The following is a 16,651-nucleotide window of genomic DNA, read 5'->3' on the forward strand; positions in this document are numbered from 1 at the left end:
TCACGTCGAATCCGGAAACCGTCATGAAGACCAGACCATCACTGTCCCTTTCCCCTGACAACCAGGAGCAGTCCCACCACCTGAGGGAACTGGTGGCCAGGGCCACGATGCACCAGAAGGCGGAGCAGCGGGTCCTGCAGTCCGTACCGGAGGAGCTGGCCAAAGGCGTTCGCTTCGTCAGCTACCGGGACGGGGAACTGGTCCTGCAAACCGACAGCGCCACCCGGGCCAGCCAGTTACGGTTCCGGCAACAGGAGATCATGGCCGACCTACGTCGAGAGGAAGCCTTTGAATTCGTCTGGAAACTGAAGGTGAAGGTGCGTCCCGGACGCTATTCGCTGAAGAAGCCGCCGTCACCGATGACCCTCAGCAAAGAAAATGCCCGGCTCCTCGAAGAGGAGGCCGGGCACACGAAGGATAAAGCTTTACGCGAGGTTCTCGAAAAACTCGCCAGTCACGCAAGCGACCGTTCCGGCTGAGGCGTCCCGCCTCAGGCCGATGCAGCCAAAACAGGCTTCATGTAGGAGATGGGGGCAGTCGCTTCGTCATCGAAGGTAACCACTTCCCAGGCATCCTCTTCCGCCCGCAACTTGCGCAGCAGCTTGTTGTTCAGGTCGTGACCGGACTTCACTCCGCGGAACTCGCCAATCAGGCTGTTGCCCAGCAGGTAGAGGTCGCCGATCGCGTCCAGAACCTTGTGCTTTACAAATTCATCATCGTACCGAAGACCGTCCTCGTTGAGGATCTTGTAGTCATCCACCACGATGGCATTGTCAACGCTGCCGCCCAGGGCGAGGTTCATGGCGCGCAACTTCTCGATATCACGCATGAAACCAAAGGTACGGGCACGGCTGACTTCCTTCACAAACGAGGTGCTGGAGAAATCCACCGTGGCGGTCTGGGCGCGGCCCTTGAACACCGGGTGGTCGAAGTCGATACCGAAGCTGACCTTGAAACCCTCGAAAGGCAGGAAGGTCGCTTTCTTGTCGCCTTCTTCCAGCGTCACTTCACGCTTGATCCGGATGAAGCGCTTGGCCGCTTCCTGCTCCGCAATGCCCGCTGACTGCAGCAGGAATACGAAAGGACCGGCACTGCCATCCATAATCGGCACTTCGGCGGCACTGAGCTCCACGAAACAGTTGTCGATACCCAGGCCCGCCATGGCCGAAAGCAGATGCTCCACGGTTGCAACCCGGACGCCATCCTTGACCAATGTTGTCGACAGCATGGTTTCGCCCACGTTTTCCGCACAGGCACGGATCTCGACCACCGGGTCAAGGTCAGTACGGCGAAAAACAATCCCCGTTTCCACCGGGGCCGGCCGCAGGGTCAGGTACACCTTTTCCCCGGAATGAAGGCCAACGCCGGTGGCACGAATGGTATTTTTAAGCGTCCGTTGTCTGATCATCGGTACATATTTCCTTCACAAAGGAACGATATCATCATGCAAAAAACTGCGCCGATGATACCAGAGGACGAGACTGAATACCATTTGACCAGCGATACAATGACATTATCGCCCCAAGTCTCGCCGTTCGTGAGTTTTGGGTCACAGAGCGGGCCCTTGGGCCCGCATCCTGTTAACCACACATGCACCCAGACTATCAGTCGGCCTGACGGCGCAGGAATGCGGGAATATCGAGATAGTCCACATCCTGTTCGTCGGAGTCCCGACTCTGGTCCACCGCCACATTACCCTGCGACACAGCACGACGACGCAGTACCGCCGGACGGTCAAGCTGGTTGTAGTCCGTGGTGCCATCCAGCGTACGGGTGTTGTCCACCACCTTGGTGGGCTTCTCCCGGTCGCCGCCCAGGCCGGTGGCCACCACGGTGACCTTCAGTTCGTCGGTCATGTCCGGATCGATCACGGTACCAACCACAACGGTAGCAGAGTCGGACGCGAATTCCCGGACAATGTCGCCAACCTCGGAGAATTCGCCCAGGTTGAGGTCCATACCAGCGGTGATATTGACCAGGATACCCTTGGCGCCCTGCAGGTTGATATCTTCCAGCAACGGACTGCGAACCGCCGCCTCGGCTGCCTCGCGGGCCCGGTTTTCGCCGGTGGCGCGGGCGGTGCCCATCATGGCCATGCCCATCTCGGACATCACCGTCTTCACGTCGGCAAAGTCGACGTTGATCATGCCGTTGCGGGTAATCAGGTCGGCAATACCCTGGACCGCCCCCAGCAGAACATCGTTGGCGGACGCGAAGGCATCCAGCAGGCTGGTTTTCTTGCCCATGACCGCCAGCAGCTTTTCGTTGGGGATGGTGATCAGCGAGTCCACGCTCTCTTCCAGCTCCCGCAGGCCGGCCTCGGCAACACTCATGCGCTTGCCGCCTTCGAACTGGAACGGCTTGGTCACCACCGCCACCGTCAGGATGCCCATTTCACGGGCCACTTCCGCCACAATCGGCGCGGCGCCGGTACCGGTACCGCCCCCCATGCCGGCGGTGATGAAGACCATATCCGCGCCCTTGATGGCATCCGCGACGCGGTCACGATCTTCCATGGCCGCCTGACGACCGATTTCCGGATTGGCACCGGCCCCCAGGCCCTTGGTGATATTGCCACCAAGCTGGATAATCTGTTTGGCGTCCAGGTCGTGAAGCGCCTGGGCGTCGGTATTGGCGCAGATGAATTCCACACCTTCCACATCGCTGTTGAGCATATGCCGCACGGCGTTGCCGCCGCCACCGCCAACACCGATAACCTTGATCACAGCGTTCTGCTGGACATTATCGACTAGTTCAAACATTTCCCCTTCTCCTTCGTGCAGATGTTCAGCCAGTTCCCGGCTGATTGTTCTTTTCGAGATACCTTCGTGTGATGCACCTGTTCTTCAGAAATGCCCGGTAAACCAGGCTTTCATGCGTTCCAGCAGGGAGGGTGCATCCTCTCCCTTCAGAACGGGCCCCTGTCCCAGATCCATCTGGCGGAAGCCATGGATCAGCAACCCGACGCCAGTGGCGTAGATCGGGTTGTTGACCACCTCCGTCATGCCGGAAACGGCCTGCGGCGAGGCAAGCCGTACCGGCATGTGGAAGATCTCCTCGGCCAGTTCCACCACCCCTTCCATGGTGGAGGAACCGCCGGTAACAACGATGCCCGCGGGGATCATGTCCTCGAACCCGCTACGGCGCAGCTCTGACTGCACCAGGGTAAACAGCTCCTCGTAACGGGGCTCCACCACTTCCGCCAGGGCCTGGCGGGACAGGTTGCGGGGCGCCCGGTCACCCACGCTGGGCACCTTGATGGTCTCGTCCGCCCCGGCCAGTTGGGTCAGGGCGCAGGCATACTTGGTCTTGATATCCTCGGCGTTCTGCGTCGGCGTCCGCAGGGCCATGGCGATGTCATTGGTCACCTGATCGCCGGCGATCGGAATCACCGAGGTGTGGCGGATGGCGCCGCCGGTAAATACCGCGATGTCGGTGGTGCCGCCGCCGATGTCCACCAGGCAGACTCCCAGCTCCTTCTCGTCCTCGGTCAGTACCGAGTGGGCCGAGGCCAGTTGCTCCAGGATGATGTCGTCCACGTCCAGGCCGCAGCGGCGAACACACTTCTCAATGTTCTGGGCCGCATTCACCGCGCAGGTCACCAGGTGGACCTTGGCTTCCAGGCGCACGCCGGACATGCCCATGGGCTCCTTGATGCCCTCCTGGTTATCAATCACGAACTCCTGGGGCAGGATGTGCAGGATCTTCTGGTCCGCCGGAATCGCCACCGCCTGGGCCGCGTCGATGACCCGGTCGATGTCCGCCTGGGTCACTTCCCGGTCGCGGATGGCCACGATGCCATGGGAGTTAAGGCTTTTGATGTGGCTGCCGGCGATGCCCGCATAGACCGAGTGGATGCGACAACCGGCCATCAACTCGGCTTCTTCCACGGCCCGCTGGATGGCCTGCACGGTGGTTTCGATATTGACCACCACCCCCCGCTTGAGTCCTCGGGAGGCATGGGAGCCGATGCCCACCACCTCGATGGTTCCATCCAGCTTGCGTTTGCCGACAATGGCCACCACCTTGGAGGTGCCAATATCCAGGCCGACAATCATGTTTTCCGTATCAACCGATGACATGCAGTTCACCAATAGCCATTCATGAATTGTTGTCCGACGCCTGGGCCAGCGGTTTCCACCGGACCGCCACCCCATTGGTGTAGCGGGCGTCAATTCGTTCCACCTGATCCGCCCGGCTGGCCAGTCGCTCGCCGTATACGGTCAGGAAGCGTTCAAACCGTTGTTCAACCTGATCACGCCCCAGGGCCACTTCGATGCCGTTGGCCAGGGTCAGGGTCCAGGCGCCCCGTTCCTCCAGCGCGATCCCGGCAAACCCCATACCCCGGGCCTCCAGCGCGTTCGCCATGGTACGCCCCATATCGATCACCTCCCGTGAGCGCCCCTCCGGGCCCCGCAGCCTGGGCAGCACCCCCGCCACGTCACGGTTGCCGGGCCGGAAGACTTCGCCGGTACGACTGATCAGCGCACGGTCATTCCAGTAGGCCAACGGCTTGTGTTCACGCACTTCCACCACCAGCCGGTCGGGCCATTCCCGCCTTACGGCCGCGCTCTCCACCCACGGCCGCTGCTCCAGCGACACCTTGATGTCCGCCAGGTCGGTGGTAAAGAAGCTCTCACCCAGCCACTCACCCGCGTGGCGCTCCAGGGCGTTGCGACTCTCACCCTTCAGGGTTCCGGCCACTTCCACATGCATGAACTGACGGTCCATGGCCGCCAGGAGCTGGCCCGTTCCCCAGGGCACCATGGCGGTAATCAACAGCACCGCCATACCCAGGCCCATTTTCCCCCAGGGCACACTGCCCAGCAGCTGGGTCAGGGTATCCAGCAGACTCTGCTCAGGATCGGCCGACGTCGCGCCACGCCGTTTGGGCGGCTCCGACGGTACAAACCGGCCTCTCAGCAGCATCTGCTCAAGCATCGTCGTCCTCTCCGGTTTCCAGGGTGTCCAGCAGGATCCTCACCACCAGTTCCGACATGCCGATACCCGCGGCCTGGGCCGCCATGGGCACCAGACTGTGGTCCGTCATGCCCGGTACGGTATTCACCTCCAGCAGCCAGAACCGACCTTCCTCGTCCTCCATGATGTCGACGCGGCCCCAGGTGCGGCCGCCAATCACCCGGAAGGCCTCCACCGCCAGGTTCTGGATCAGCGTTTCCTGCCACTCGTCCAGCCCGCAGGGCACCCGGTACTGGGTGTCGTCGGCCAGGTACTTGGCGTCGTAGTCATAGAAATCGTGATCAGTGCTCAGGCCAATCACCGGCAGGGCCTTGTCCTGCAGGATGCTGACGGTGTATTCCGGTCCTTCGATCCATTCCTCCACCAGTACCAGCGGATCATGGGTGGCCGCGTCCCGGTAAGCCGCCACCAGCTCATCCCGGTTGCGGACCTTGCGCACGCCTATGCTGGAGCCTTCCCGGGACGGCTTCACGCTCAGCGGGAACCTGAGGTCCGATACAATGGCGCCGGCCTCGTCCTCGCCGTTCATGGCCCGGAAAGCCGGCGTCGGCAGGCCGCAACCGGCAAACACGAACTTGGTCCGCAGCTTGTCCATGGCCAGGGCCGATGCAAGCATTTCGCTACCGGTATAGGGGATACCGGCCTGGGACAGGATGGCCTGCAGGGTACCGTCCTCACCGCCACGACCATGGAGAGCGATGAAGACCCGATCGAAGTCCGGGTTCTCCACGGCCTTCAGCAGGCACCCGGTCACATCCACGGAGAACGCATCCACACCCGCATCCAGCAGGCCGCGGGTCACCGCCTGGCCACTCTTGAGGGAAACCTCCCGCTCGGCGGAATCACCACCCATGAAAACCGCCACGCGCCCCAGCCGTTCGCGGGTTTCTGCGCTGACCTTGTAGTTCCGGTACCGGGACTCAGCCACGTCCAATCACTCCGTTTGCTGCCAGTTTTGCTGCTACTCCGCCGATATCGCCGGCGCCTTGCGTCATAAGGAGATCCCCTTCCTGCAGGATGTTCCGAAGCACCCCTTCCAGATCGCTGGCATCCTCCACAAAGATCGGGTCCACCTGCCCCCGCTGCCGGATGCTCCGGCACAGGGAACGGGCATCCGCACCAGGCACCGGGCTTTCCCCTGCCGAATACACGTCCATCATCAGGAGGGTGTCCACGTCCGACAGTACCCGCACGAAGTCTTCATACAGGTCGCGGGTGCGGGAATACCGATGCGGCTGGTACAGCATCACCAGACGCCGGCCCGGCCAGGCATCCCGGGCGGCGCGAATCACCGCTTCGACTTCCGTGGGGTGATGACCATAGTCATCCACCAGGGTCACGCTGCCCTTGCCCACGGGGTAATCGCCGTAGACCTGGAACCGGCGCCCCACACCGGCAAAGCTGGCCAGGCCATGGCAGATGGCGGCGTCGGCCACGCCCTCATCGGTGGCCACCGCGATGGCTGCCAGGGCGTTGAGTACGTTATGGCGCCCTGGCATGCGTAGCTCCACTTTAAGGTCACTCAGACCAGTCGGTCGCTTCACCAGGAAACGGGTGCGCAGGCCATCGGATTCGATATCCACCGCGCGGTAATCCGCATCCTCCCGCTCAATGCCGTAGGTGATGATGGCCCGGGAGATGCGCGGCAGGATTTCCTCCACGTAGGGATCGTCCAGGCACATCACCGCCACGCCGTAGAACGGCAGGTTGTGGAGGAATTCCACAAAGGTCTTCTTGAGCTGCGCCACATCGCCACCGTAGGTGTCCATGTGGTCCGCCTCGATGTTGGTCACCACCGAGATCACCGGTGTCAGGTGCAGGAAGGAGGCATCGCTCTCGTCCGCTTCCGCCACCAGGTAACGGCTGCCCCCCAACTGGGCATTGGTGCCGGCGCTATTGAGCTTGCCGCCAATCACGAATGTGGGATCCAGGCCCGCTTCCCCGAGGATCGAGGCAATCAGGCTGGTGGTGGTGGTCTTGCCGTGGGTGCCAGCCACCGCAATGCCGTGGCGATAGCGCATGATTTCCGCCAGCATCTCCGCCCGCGGCACGATGGGCACCCGCCGGCTGCGGGCCGAGGCCACTTCCGGATTGTCGGAACCGACCGCCGTGGACACCACGACCACGTCCGCCGCATCACTGTTGCTTTCCCGGTGGCCGATATGGATGGTCACACCCAGCCCCTTCAGGCGATCGGTAACCGGACTTTCCCTGAGGTCCGACCCCGACACGTCATAGCCCTGGTTGCGGAGCACTTCAGCAATGCCGCACATACCGGCACCGCCAATGCCAACGAAGTGGATATGGCGGATGCGGCGCATTTCCGGCACCTGGTAGACCAGGGGCGGGTTGGTTACCTCAGACATGGGCAGCCTCCAGACAGTAATTCACGACTCTCTCCGTTGCATCGGGGCGCGCCAGCGTACGGGCTGCACGTGCCATGTCAATAATGTGTTCGCGGCTCCCCAGCAGGTCCGCCAGGGTGTCCGCCAGCAATTCATCGGTCAGTTTGTGCTGGGGCATCAGCAGGGCCGCCCCGGCCTTCACCATGTAGTCCGCATTGCGGGTCTGGTGGTCGTCCACCGCATGGGGGAACGGCACCAGCAACGCACCGACACCCGCCGCGCAAAGCTCCGATATGGTCAGTGCCCCCGCCCGGCAGACCACCAGGTCGGCCCAGGCGTAGGCTTCTGCCATATCCTTGATAAATGGCTCCACGGACGCCTCCACTCCGGCGCTCTCGTAGGCCGCCAGCGCCGCCTCATGGTTCCGCTCACCACACTGGTGACGGATGTCCGGGCGCTTCTCACCGGGAAGACGGGCCACGGCGGCCGGCATCTTTTCATTGATGGCCTGGGCGCCCAGGCTGCCCCCCACCACCAGGATGCGAATCCTGCCGGTGCGCTTCACCATACGCTCATCCGGGGCCGGTATGGCCGCCACATCGGAGCGGACCGGATTACCGGTACACCGGGTCACGACGCCTTCACCGAAGCTGCCCGGGAAGGCTTCCATCACGGTCTCGGCCAGACGCGCCAGGATACGGTTGGTCATGCCGGCAATGGCGTTCTGTTCATGGACCAGCAAAGGCCGCCGGGTCAGCCAGGCGGACAGGCCGCCCGGACCGGTGACAAAACCGCCCATGCCGATCACGCAGTCCGGCTTCACCCGGGTCATCACCCGGAGTGACTGCCACAGTGCCCGGAGCAACCGGAATGGCGCCAGCAACAGCGCCAGGCGCCCCTTGCCCCGCAGTCCGGAAACGCTGATCACCGACAGCGGAATATCGGTATCCGCAATCAGCCGCTCCTCCATACCGCCGGCAGAGCCCAGCCATTGCACCTCATGACCCAGTTCCTGGAGCCGGCGGGCGGTTGCCAGGGCCGGGAACACGTGGCCGCCGGTACCACCGGCCATGACGAGGAAACGCCGCTGTGTCATGACGCCCCCCTTGGCCGTGCGACCACCGCCTTGTCGTCCGACTCGGGCGACAGTTGCTGTTGGCGCTCCATTTCAATGCGCACCAGGATGCCGATGCTGACACAGACCACGATCAGGCTGGAGCCGCCATAGCTCATCAACGGCAGGGTCAGGCCCTTGGTGGGGAGCAGGCCGGTGTTGACCGCCATATTGATCATCGCCTGCAGGCCCAGCAGCAGGGTCAGGCCATAGGCGAAGCAGGCGGCAAACCCCATGCCCTGCTTTTCCGCCTTGCGGGCGATGGCAAAGCCCGACAGTACCAGCACCGTGAACAGCGCCAGCACCACCATGGACCCCAGCAGGCCGAACTCTTCCGCGGTGATGGCGAAGATGAAATCGGTGTGGGCCTCCGGCAGGTAGAACAGTTTCTGGATGGAGTTGCCCAGGCCCACCCCGGACCACTCGCCGCGCCCGAAGGCGATCAGCGACTGGGTAAGCTGGTAGCCGGAGTTGTACTGGTCCTGCCAGGGGTCCAGGTAACTCACCACCCGCTTGAGGCGGTAGGGCTGGGTGACCACCAGCGCGGCCCCCAGGATCACGCAGACGGCGATCAATGGCATGAACCGGCTCAGACGGACTCCACTGAGGAAGATCATGCCCAGGGCCGCGGTCATCAATACCACCGTGGCACCAAAGTCCGGCTGTATCACCAGCAGGGCCGATGCCAGGCCAAGCACCAGTACCGGCTTGACGAAGCCCCACCAGGTATTCACCAATTCGTCGCGGCGGCGTACCACATACCCCGCCAGGTAGGCGATCAGGCACAGCTTGGCCACTTCGGATACCTGCACGTTGAACAGACCCAGGGGGATCCAGCGGGTGGAACCGTTGACCGTCTTGCCCAAAGGCGTCAGCACCAGCAGCAGCGACGCCATGCCAATGGCCAGTAGCAGCCAGCCACTGCGATACCACCAGGACACCGGCACGTTGGCGGCAGCCAGTGCCAGGGCACAACCCAGGCCCGCAAACAGCAACTGACGCACGGCATAATGGTAGCTGTTGCCCAGGTTGGCGGCGGCGGTGTCCATGGAAGCGGAGGCGATCATCACCACACCCAGCATCAGCAGGGTGCCGGCGCTAACCACCAGCCATGGCAGCGGCTGGGACCAGAGCCCCCGATAGACCTTTGCCGGATGCATGTTCGCCGCCTGCATCACAAACCCTCCACGGCCTGACGGAACCGCTCACCACGGTCCTCGTAGCCGGTGAACATATCGAAACTGGCGCAGGCCGGGGACAGCAGCACCCGATCACCGTCACGGGCCAGGTCGGAGGCCAGGGTGACCGCCTCGGCCATGGAATGGGCGGTGATCACCTTCGTGTCGCCAGCCAGGTCCTCGCGGATGCGCCCGGCATCCTGCCCGATCAGCACCACGGCCCGACAATGCTCCGACACCGGTCGTGCCAGGGGGCTGAAGTCCGCGCCCTTACCATCACCACCGGCAATCAGGACGATCCGGTTGCAGGCCGGTGCCAGACTGTCCAGGGCGGCGACGGTGGCCCCCACGTTGGTGCCCTTGGAATCGTTGATGTACTCCACGCCATTCACGGTCCGGACCGGTTCGCAACGGTGGGGCAAGCCCCGGAAGTCACGGGCCGCCCGCACCATGGTCTCCAGCGACCAGCCAGCGGCCAGGCCGATGGCCAGGGCCGACATGACGTTGCTGACGTTGTGCAGCCCCGCCAGTTTCAGGTCGGCGGTATTCAACAGGTTGTCCAGCCCCCAGGTGATCCATAGCCCGTGTTCGTCCTCGCGGGTACTGAAGGTCTCCGGGTTCACCCGATGGAAGCCGTAGCAGATGAAGTTCAGGGTGTCCCTGGCCATGGGCGTGCTCAGGGCATCGTCCAGGTTGACGACGGCATTGCGGGCGCCCCGGAAGATCCGCTGCTTGGCCTGGTAGTACTCCATCTTGGAGGGATAACGGTCCATATGGTCGTCACTGACGTTAAGGACCGTGGCCACTTCGGCGTTCAGTTCGTGGGTGGTTTCCAGCTGGAAACTGGACAGTTCCAGGATGTAGACGTCCGGCGCCTGCGACAGCAGTTCCAGCGCCGGTGTGCCGATGTTGCCACCCACGGCGGCCCTGACCCCGCAGGCCTTAGCCAGCTCGCCCAGCAGGGTGGTCACCGTGGTCTTGCCGTTGGAGCCGGTGATGGCGATGATCGGCGCCTGCGCCGCCTCGGCAAACAGGTCGATATCCCCCCGGATGTGGGCGCCCTGCTCCGCCGCCGCGGCAATGGCCGGCTCGGCAATGGCAATGCCCGGGCTGACCACCAGTTCGTTGAAGGTGCGGAACCAGTCGCTGTCGAACTCACCGGTGCGTATCTCGATATCCGGGTAGTCGGCGCGCAGCTCGTCCATTCCCGGTGGCCGGGCACGGCTGTCCGCCACCGATACCTCGCGTCCGAGGCCGGTCAGATAGCGCACGCAGGAGAGCCCGGTCTTGCCGAGCCCTACCACCAGTGTGCGACGATCCGATGCGATTACAGCCATGCTCGTATCCGTTCCTAACGAAGTTTCAGGCTCGATAGCCCGATCAGTACCAGAATCACGGTGATGACCCAGAAGCGGACAATCACCCGGGGCTCCGGCCAGCCCTTGAGTTCAAAATGATGATGCAGGGGCGCCATGCGGAAGATCCGCCGGCCGGTCAGCCGATAGGAACCCACCTGCAGGATCACCGAGATGGTCTCCATCACGAAGACGCCCCCCATAATGAACAGCACGATCTCCTGGCGGACGATGACCGCCACCACCCCGAGGGCCGCCCCCAGTGCCAGGGCCCCCACATCGCCCATGAACACCTGGGCCGGATAGGTGTTGAACCACAGGAAGCCCAGGCCCGCACCCACCAGTGCGCCACAGAACACGATCAGCTCCCCGCTGCCCGGCAGGTGGGGAATCAGCAGGTAATCGGAAAACTGCGAGTGGCCGGACACGTAGGCGAATACCGCCAGTGCGCCCCCCACCATCACCGTGGGCATGATCGCCAGCCCGTCCAGGCCGTCGGTCAGGTTCACCGCGTTGCTGCTGCCCACAATCACGAAATAGGTCAGCAGGATGAACAGCACCGGCCCCAGGGTCAGGGAGACATTCTTGAAGAAAGGCACGTAGAGTGACGTTTCCTGGGGCATCGACGAGCTGTAGAACAGGGCCACCGCCGCTGTCGCGCCGATCACCGACTGCCAGAAATACTTCCAGCGGGCCGGCAGGCCCCGGGGATTGCGCTCCACCACCTTGCGATAGTCATCCACCCAGCCAATGGCGCCAAAGCCCAGGGTTACCGCCAGGGTGATCCAGACGTAACGGTTGTCCAGGTCCGCCCACAGCAACGTGGTGACGGCCACCGCCACCAGGATCAGTGCCCCACCCATGGTCGGGGTACCGGCCTTGCTGAGATGGGTCTGGGGACCATCGTCACGCACCGCCTGGCCAATCTGGTACTGGCTCAGCTTGCGGATCATCATGGGACCGATCAGCAGGGAGATAATCAGCGCTGTGAGGATGCCGAGAATGGCCCGCAGGGTCAGGTACTGGAACACCGTCAGTTCGGTGATGTATGGCGATAGCAGTTCTGTCAGCCAGAGCAGCATGGATCGTTCACCTTTTCTTGTAACATCTTTACTACCTGGTCCATGGCAGAACTGCGGGATCCCTTGACCAGTACGGTCATGGGCCCGGTTATATGGGCCAGCAGCCACTCTACGGCCTGCTGGTGTGTGTCAAACCGACGGGCATCGTCACCGAAACCCGAGACCAGTGCGTTGCACCCTTCCGTTGTACCCACCACCAGCAGCTGTTCGATACCCTGGCTGCGGGCATGCTCGCCCACCTCGCGGTGCAGGCGGTCCCCTTCCGGACCAAGCTCGGCCATGCCGCCCAGTACCGCGACACGGGTGGAAGCCTCCCGGGCCAGCACATCCAGGGCCGCCTTCATGGAGGTGGGGTTGGCGTTGTAGCTGTCATCGATCACGGTCACGCGATCATTGAGCTCTTTGCGTTCCAGCCGGCCAGCTGCCGGTTTGACCGCCTCCAATCCCTCGCGCACGGCGGATTCACCTACGCCCACTGCCTCAGCGGCGGCCATGGCCAGCAATGCGTTGCAGATGTTGTGTTCGCCGGGCATTCTGAGCACCAGCGAACGCCTGCCACCCGGCGTCTCCACCTCAATGGTGTAGGCGCCATCCGCGAACTGGTGGTCTGTGCAACGATAATCGGCGGCGCCACCCCGGGCACTGACGGACACCACCCGACGATTTCCGGCGCGTTCTTTCCAGGTGTCGAAGGCCCGGTCGTCCCGGTTGAGCACCACCGTGCCCCCATCAACCACCCCATCGATAATCTCGCCTTTGGCCAAGACAATGTTCTCGTAACTGCCAAAGCCTTCCAGGTGGGCCTCACCGGCATTGGTGATCACCGCCACTTCAGGGCGTGTGGCGGCAACGGTATGCGCGATTTCACCCACACCACTGGCGCCCAGCTCGATAACCGCGTAACGGTGTTTCGGCGACAGCCGGAACAGGGTCAGCGGTGCGCCAATGTGATTGTTCAGGTTTCCCAAGGTGGCGAGTGTTGCGCCCTCATTGGTGAGGATGGCCGACAGCATTTCCTTGAGTGTGGTCTTGCCGCTGCTGCCAGTGACCGCGATCACCCGGGCGTCGCTGAGCTCCCGGTTGCAGCGGGCCAGGTCCGCCAGCGCCTGGATAGTGTCGGGCACCACCAGTTGTGGCAGCGCCACTTTCGCATCGACAGTATCCACCACCGCCGCGACAGCCCCCACCTCCCGGGCGGTTTCCAGGAAGCCATGGCCGTCAAAGCGTTCCCCCCGCAAGGCAACGAACAGGTCGCCCGCCTGCAGTGCCCGGGTATCGGTGCAGATATCACGGGCCGAACCGGCAGCCGCAGGCGCCTGGACACCCAGCACGCGGGCAATCTCCGCCAGGGACAACGCCCGCATCATGCGGCACCCCCATTGAGGCCGAGGGCCTCCTGTACATGGGCCACATCACTGAAGGGCGTGCGCTTGCCGTTACGTTCCTGCCAGGCCTCATGGCCCTTGCCCGCCACCAGCACGACATCTCCGGGCCTGGCCATGTCAATGGCGGTGCGGATGGCGTCCGCACGGTCGTGAATGACCGTCGCCGATTCGGGGTTTTCCAGCCCCGCGAGGATGTCCCGCACAATGGCTTCGGGGGATTCGGACCGGGGGTTGTCATCGGTGATGATCACCCGATCCGCAACCCGTTCGGCTTCGCGGGCCATCTCCGGTCGCTTGCCGGTATCGCGATCACCGCCACAGCCGAACACGCAGATCAACTGGCCGGAGGTGTGGGGCCGCAGCGCCGCCAGGGCATTGGTCAGGGCGTCCGTGGTGTGGGCGTAATCCACCACCACCCGAACGCCCGCAGGACCGGTAAAGCTCTCCAGCCGGCCAGGTGGCGGTTCAAGTCGGCTGACGGCCTGGCTGACGGTGTCCACGGACACTCCCAGACTCAACACCGCCGCCATGGCCGCCAGCAGGTTGCTGGCATTGAAGCTGCCCATCAGTGGCGCGGATACGGAGAAGCGCCCCCACTGACCATCGACATCCGCCTCGAAACCATCGGGAGACGGCGCAAAGCGGGTCAGCCACAGCTCTGTCTGGGATTCGTGGAGGCTGTACCGAACCCGGTCACAGAGGCCGTCCGTCTGTTCATGCAGTTGACGACCAAACGGATCATCGATATTGATGATGGCGAAATGCAGACCTTCCCGGGTAAACAGGGAGGCCTTGGCCTGGCCGTAAGCCTCCATGGAGCCGTGGTAGTCCAGGTGATCCCGGGTCAGGTTGGTGAACACCGCGCCGGTCATGGTGATGCCATCGATTCGCCCCTGGTCCAGGGCATGGGAAGACACCTCCATGGCCACGGCCCGTGCCCCCCTGCGCGCCATATCGAACAGCGCCCGGTTCACTTCCACCACATCGGGGGTGGTATGGGTCGATGTGGTCAGGTTGCCGGGCATGCCATAGCCCAGGGTGCCGAGCACGCCGCAGGGGATGTCCGCGGCATTCAGCAGTTGTGCGATGAAGTGGCTGACGGACGTCTTGCCATTGGTGCCGGTAACGCCCACCAGCCGCATCCGACGGGAGGGGTGTTCGTAGAACCGGTCGGCGATGCGCCCCAGGTTCCGGCGCAGGGATGGTAGCGGAACCACCAGTGCCCCCTGATACTCGTAGCAGGGGGCCGACTCCGCAACCTCCAGGATCACCACGATGGCCCCGGCTCGGATGGCGTCGTCAACATAGTGATCCGCCGGCGTTCGACTGCCGGACAGGGCGACGAACGCATCGCCCTTACCCACCTGCCGGCTGTCCGTTCTTAACCCATGGATGGTGACATCAAATACCGAAGGCACCTCAACAATGCCCTGCATCAGCGTACTCAGTGACGTCATGCACATGAACCTACCCTCGCTCCCCGGACTGGCCGGGCGTCTGGGTGGCCGCTTCCACAGCGGTCAGCTCTGGTCTCACATTCAGCAGCCGCAGGGCGTCGCTCATAACACGGGCAAACACCGGTGCGGCGACTTCACCACCGTAGTAATCTCCTCCCTGCGGGGCGTCGACTGCCACCACAGTCACAATTCGCGGGTTGTCCATGGGTGCCATGCCGGCAAAGATGGCCTTGTACTGGCTGTCCTCATAGCCGTGTTCGCCCACCAGATGCACCGTGCCGGTCTTGCCGCCAGCCGTGTAAAGGGCCGGATTGGCACGCTTGCCAGTGCCGTTCTCCACCACCTCCTGCAGCATGCCACGAATCTGGGCGGCCACGGTTTCGGACATGACACGCTGCCCGACGGCGGGCTCGTCCAGGCGATTCAGCGTCACCGGGTAGCGGGTGCCACCGTTGGCCACCACCATATAGGCCTGGGCCAGTTGCAGGGCATTCACGCTCATGCCATAGCCATAGGACAGGGTGGCCTCCTCCACGGGACGCCAGTCGCTGGTCATGGGCAGCACCCCGACCGCCTCACCGGGAAAACCGATACCGGTAGGCTGGCCGAGGCCCAGATGAAAGTAGAAATCCCTGATCACGTCTCCCCCGATATCGTTGGCGATCATGCTGATGCCTACATTGCTGGAATGGGAGATGATCCCCGTCATGGACAGCTGTCCGTAATTGCGATGATCACGGATGGTAAAACGTCCGAAGCGACGATAGCCCGGCGCGGTATCGATCATGGAATCGAACTGGTATTCCCCGGACTCCAGGGCCGCCGCCATGGCCAGGGGTTTCATGGTGGAGCCGGGCTCAAAGAGGTCCGTAAGCGCCTTGTTGCGCAGCTTCCCGGGACTCAGGGATGTCCGGTCGTTGGGGTTGTAGGATTGCTGGTTAACCATGGCCAGAACCTCACCCGTGGCCACGTCCAGCATGACCAGGGTCCCGCCCCGGGCATCATGGGCCTGCACCACCGCCTTGAGCTCACGGTAGGCCAGGTACTGCAGGCGCAGGTCAAGGCTGAGGGTCAGGTCCTTGCCGGGCTTGGCATCACGGATCAGTGACAGGTCCCGGATCAGGCGGCCGCGATTGTCCCGGAGCACACGCTTGCGCCCGGGAACGCCACTGAGCCAGTCATTATACGACAGTTCGATGCCTTCCTGGCCCTGCTCATCAATGTTGGTAAAACCCACCACATGCGCGGTGACCTCTCCGGTCGGGTAGTACCGTTTATATTCCTGGCGACTGTAGAGTCCTGGAATCTCCAACCCCAGGACTTCCCGGGCCAGGGACGGCTGGATCTTGCGACGGACATAGATAAATTCCCGCGAGGCATAGTCCCGCAGGCGCTGGCGCAGCCGTGCCTCATTGAGTCCCAGCAGGCTGGCCGCCGTGGTAAGGCGAGGGTCGTCCGGATCCATCTCGCCGGGGTTGGCCCACAGGGTCTCCACCGGGGTGCTCACCGCCAGGGGCTCGCCGTAACGATCGGTGATCATGCCACGATGGGCATCAATACTGTCCACGCGGATGGTGCGGACATCCCCCTGTTGACGCAGGAACTCCCGGTCCACCACGTGCAGGTCCACCAGTCGCCATCCCAGTATCGCTGTCACCATCAGGAATACACCCAGCACACAGCCAAACCGCCAGGCCTGGAGCCCGGCGGCGACTTTCTGCATGAGGGTGACGGATTCCTGATTCCGGGCCATGA

Annotated in this window: 14 protein-coding genes; 1 reads left to right on the forward strand and 13 read right to left on the reverse strand. The window is 63.2% G+C overall.

Annotation, left to right across the window (positions count from 1 at the left end):
- Nucleotides 1–23 precede the first annotated feature (23 nt).
- Complete coding sequence (locus RO069_RS08455; protein ID WP_328186715.1) at nt 24–479, forward strand: DUF721 domain-containing protein; 456 nt, start codon at nt 24–26, stop codon at nt 477–479.
- Between the two features lie 11 nt (nt 480–490).
- On the opposite strand, the gene lpxC is transcribed toward RO069_RS08455, so the two are convergent.
- The 13 genes from lpxC to RO069_RS08520 form a co-directional block, all read right to left on the reverse strand.
- Nucleotides 491–1,408 carry a UDP-3-O-acyl-N-acetylglucosamine deacetylase gene (gene lpxC / locus RO069_RS08460; protein WP_328186717.1) on the reverse strand — a complete coding sequence of 306 codons (918 nt, stop codon included), beginning with the start codon at nt 1,406–1,408 and terminating at the stop codon, nt 491–493.
- Between the two features lie 196 nt (nt 1,409–1,604).
- The gene (gene ftsZ, locus RO069_RS08465; protein WP_328186719.1) at nt 1,605–2,762 is read right to left on the reverse strand and encodes a cell division protein FtsZ; all 1,158 of its coding nucleotides are present in this window, start codon (nt 2,760–2,762) and stop codon (nt 1,605–1,607) included.
- 84 nt (nt 2,763–2,846) lie between these two features.
- Entirely contained in the window at nt 2,847–4,082 is a 1,236-nt protein-coding gene (gene ftsA, locus RO069_RS08470) for a cell division protein FtsA (RefSeq protein WP_328186721.1), read from the reverse strand.
- A gap of 19 nt (nt 4,083–4,101) precedes the next feature.
- Nucleotides 4,102–4,941 carry a cell division protein FtsQ/DivIB gene (locus tag RO069_RS08475; RefSeq protein ID WP_328186722.1) on the reverse strand — a complete coding sequence of 280 codons (840 nt, stop codon included), beginning with the start codon at nt 4,939–4,941 and terminating at the stop codon, nt 4,102–4,104.
- Entirely contained in the window at nt 4,934–5,908 is a 975-nt protein-coding gene (locus RO069_RS08480; RefSeq protein ID WP_328186724.1) for a D-alanine--D-alanine ligase, read from the reverse strand. The genes RO069_RS08475 and RO069_RS08480 overlap by 8 nt, the downstream gene beginning before the upstream one ends.
- Complete coding sequence (gene murC, locus RO069_RS08485) at nt 5,901–7,346, reverse strand: UDP-N-acetylmuramate--L-alanine ligase (RefSeq protein WP_328186725.1); 1,446 nt, start codon at nt 7,344–7,346, stop codon at nt 5,901–5,903. The genes RO069_RS08480 and murC overlap by 8 nt, the downstream gene beginning before the upstream one ends.
- Entirely contained in the window at nt 7,339–8,421 is a 1,083-nt protein-coding gene (gene murG / locus RO069_RS08490) for an undecaprenyldiphospho-muramoylpentapeptide beta-N-acetylglucosaminyltransferase (protein WP_328186726.1), read from the reverse strand. Before murG ends, murC begins: the two co-directional genes overlap by 8 nt.
- Complete coding sequence (gene ftsW, locus RO069_RS08495) at nt 8,418–9,599, reverse strand: putative lipid II flippase FtsW (protein WP_328186727.1); 1,182 nt, start codon at nt 9,597–9,599, stop codon at nt 8,418–8,420. Before ftsW ends, murG begins: the two co-directional genes overlap by 4 nt.
- Nucleotides 9,600–9,613: 14 nt before the next feature.
- Entirely contained in the window at nt 9,614–10,954 is a 1,341-nt protein-coding gene (murD, locus tag RO069_RS08500; RefSeq protein ID WP_328186729.1) for a UDP-N-acetylmuramoyl-L-alanine--D-glutamate ligase, read from the reverse strand.
- Between the two features lie 14 nt (nt 10,955–10,968).
- Entirely contained in the window at nt 10,969–12,054 is a 1,086-nt protein-coding gene (mraY, locus tag RO069_RS08505) for a phospho-N-acetylmuramoyl-pentapeptide-transferase (protein ID WP_328186730.1), read from the reverse strand.
- Nucleotides 12,039–13,421: a UDP-N-acetylmuramoyl-tripeptide--D-alanyl-D-alanine ligase gene (locus RO069_RS08510; protein ID WP_328186731.1), complete on the reverse strand. Its 1,383-nt coding sequence runs from the start codon at nt 13,419–13,421 to the stop codon at nt 12,039–12,041. Before RO069_RS08510 ends, mraY begins: the two co-directional genes overlap by 16 nt.
- Nucleotides 13,418–14,902, reverse strand: a complete 1,485-nt coding sequence (locus RO069_RS08515) for a UDP-N-acetylmuramoyl-L-alanyl-D-glutamate--2,6-diaminopimelate ligase (protein ID WP_328186733.1) — start codon at nt 14,900–14,902, stop codon at nt 13,418–13,420. The genes RO069_RS08510 and RO069_RS08515 overlap by 4 nt, the downstream gene beginning before the upstream one ends.
- A gap of 4 nt (nt 14,903–14,906) precedes the next feature.
- Nucleotides 14,907–16,649, reverse strand: a complete 1,743-nt coding sequence (locus RO069_RS08520) for a peptidoglycan D,D-transpeptidase FtsI family protein (RefSeq protein ID WP_328186734.1) — start codon at nt 16,647–16,649, stop codon at nt 14,907–14,909.
- Between the last annotated feature and the right edge of the window lie 2 nt (nt 16,650–16,651).

It is taken from the genome of Marinobacter sp. OP 3.4, assembly GCF_036224885.1.
In the GTDB taxonomy this organism is placed as follows: Bacteria; Pseudomonadota; Gammaproteobacteria; order Pseudomonadales; family Oleiphilaceae; genus Marinobacter.

Coding starts and splice junctions, on each gene's coding strand:
- RO069_RS08510 (WP_328186731.1), bottom strand. CDS start 13,421: ATGATGCGGGCGTTGTCCCTGGCGGAGATTGCCCGCGTGCTGGGTGTC.
- murD (WP_328186729.1), bottom strand. CDS start 10,954: ATGGCTGTAATCGCATCGGATCGTCGCACACTGGTGGTAGGGCTCGGC.
- lpxC (WP_328186717.1), bottom strand. CDS start 1,408: ATGATCAGACAACGGACGCTTAAAAATACCATTCGTGCCACCGGCGTT.
- murG (WP_328186726.1), bottom strand. CDS start 8,421: ATGACACAGCGGCGTTTCCTCGTCATGGCCGGTGGTACCGGCGGCCAC.
- mraY (WP_328186730.1), bottom strand. CDS start 12,054: ATGCTGCTCTGGCTGACAGAACTGCTATCGCCATACATCACCGAACTG.
- murC (WP_328186725.1), bottom strand. CDS start 7,346: ATGTCTGAGGTAACCAACCCGCCCCTGGTCTACCAGGTGCCGGAAATG.
- RO069_RS08455 (WP_328186715.1), top strand. CDS start 24: ATGAAGACCAGACCATCACTGTCCCTTTCCCCTGACAACCAGGAGCAG.
- RO069_RS08475 (WP_328186722.1), bottom strand. CDS start 4,941: ATGCTTGAGCAGATGCTGCTGAGAGGCCGGTTTGTACCGTCGGAGCCG.
- ftsA (WP_328186721.1), bottom strand. CDS start 4,082: ATGTCATCGGTTGATACGGAAAACATGATTGTCGGCCTGGATATTGGC.
- RO069_RS08520 (WP_328186734.1), bottom strand. CDS start 16,649: ATGGCCCGGAATCAGGAATCCGTCACCCTCATGCAGAAAGTCGCCGCC.
- ftsZ (WP_328186719.1), bottom strand. CDS start 2,762: ATGTTTGAACTAGTCGATAATGTCCAGCAGAACGCTGTGATCAAGGTT.
- RO069_RS08515 (WP_328186733.1), bottom strand. CDS start 14,902: ATGTGCATGACGTCACTGAGTACGCTGATGCAGGGCATTGTTGAGGTG.
- ftsW (WP_328186727.1), bottom strand. CDS start 9,599: ATGCATCCGGCAAAGGTCTATCGGGGGCTCTGGTCCCAGCCGCTGCCA.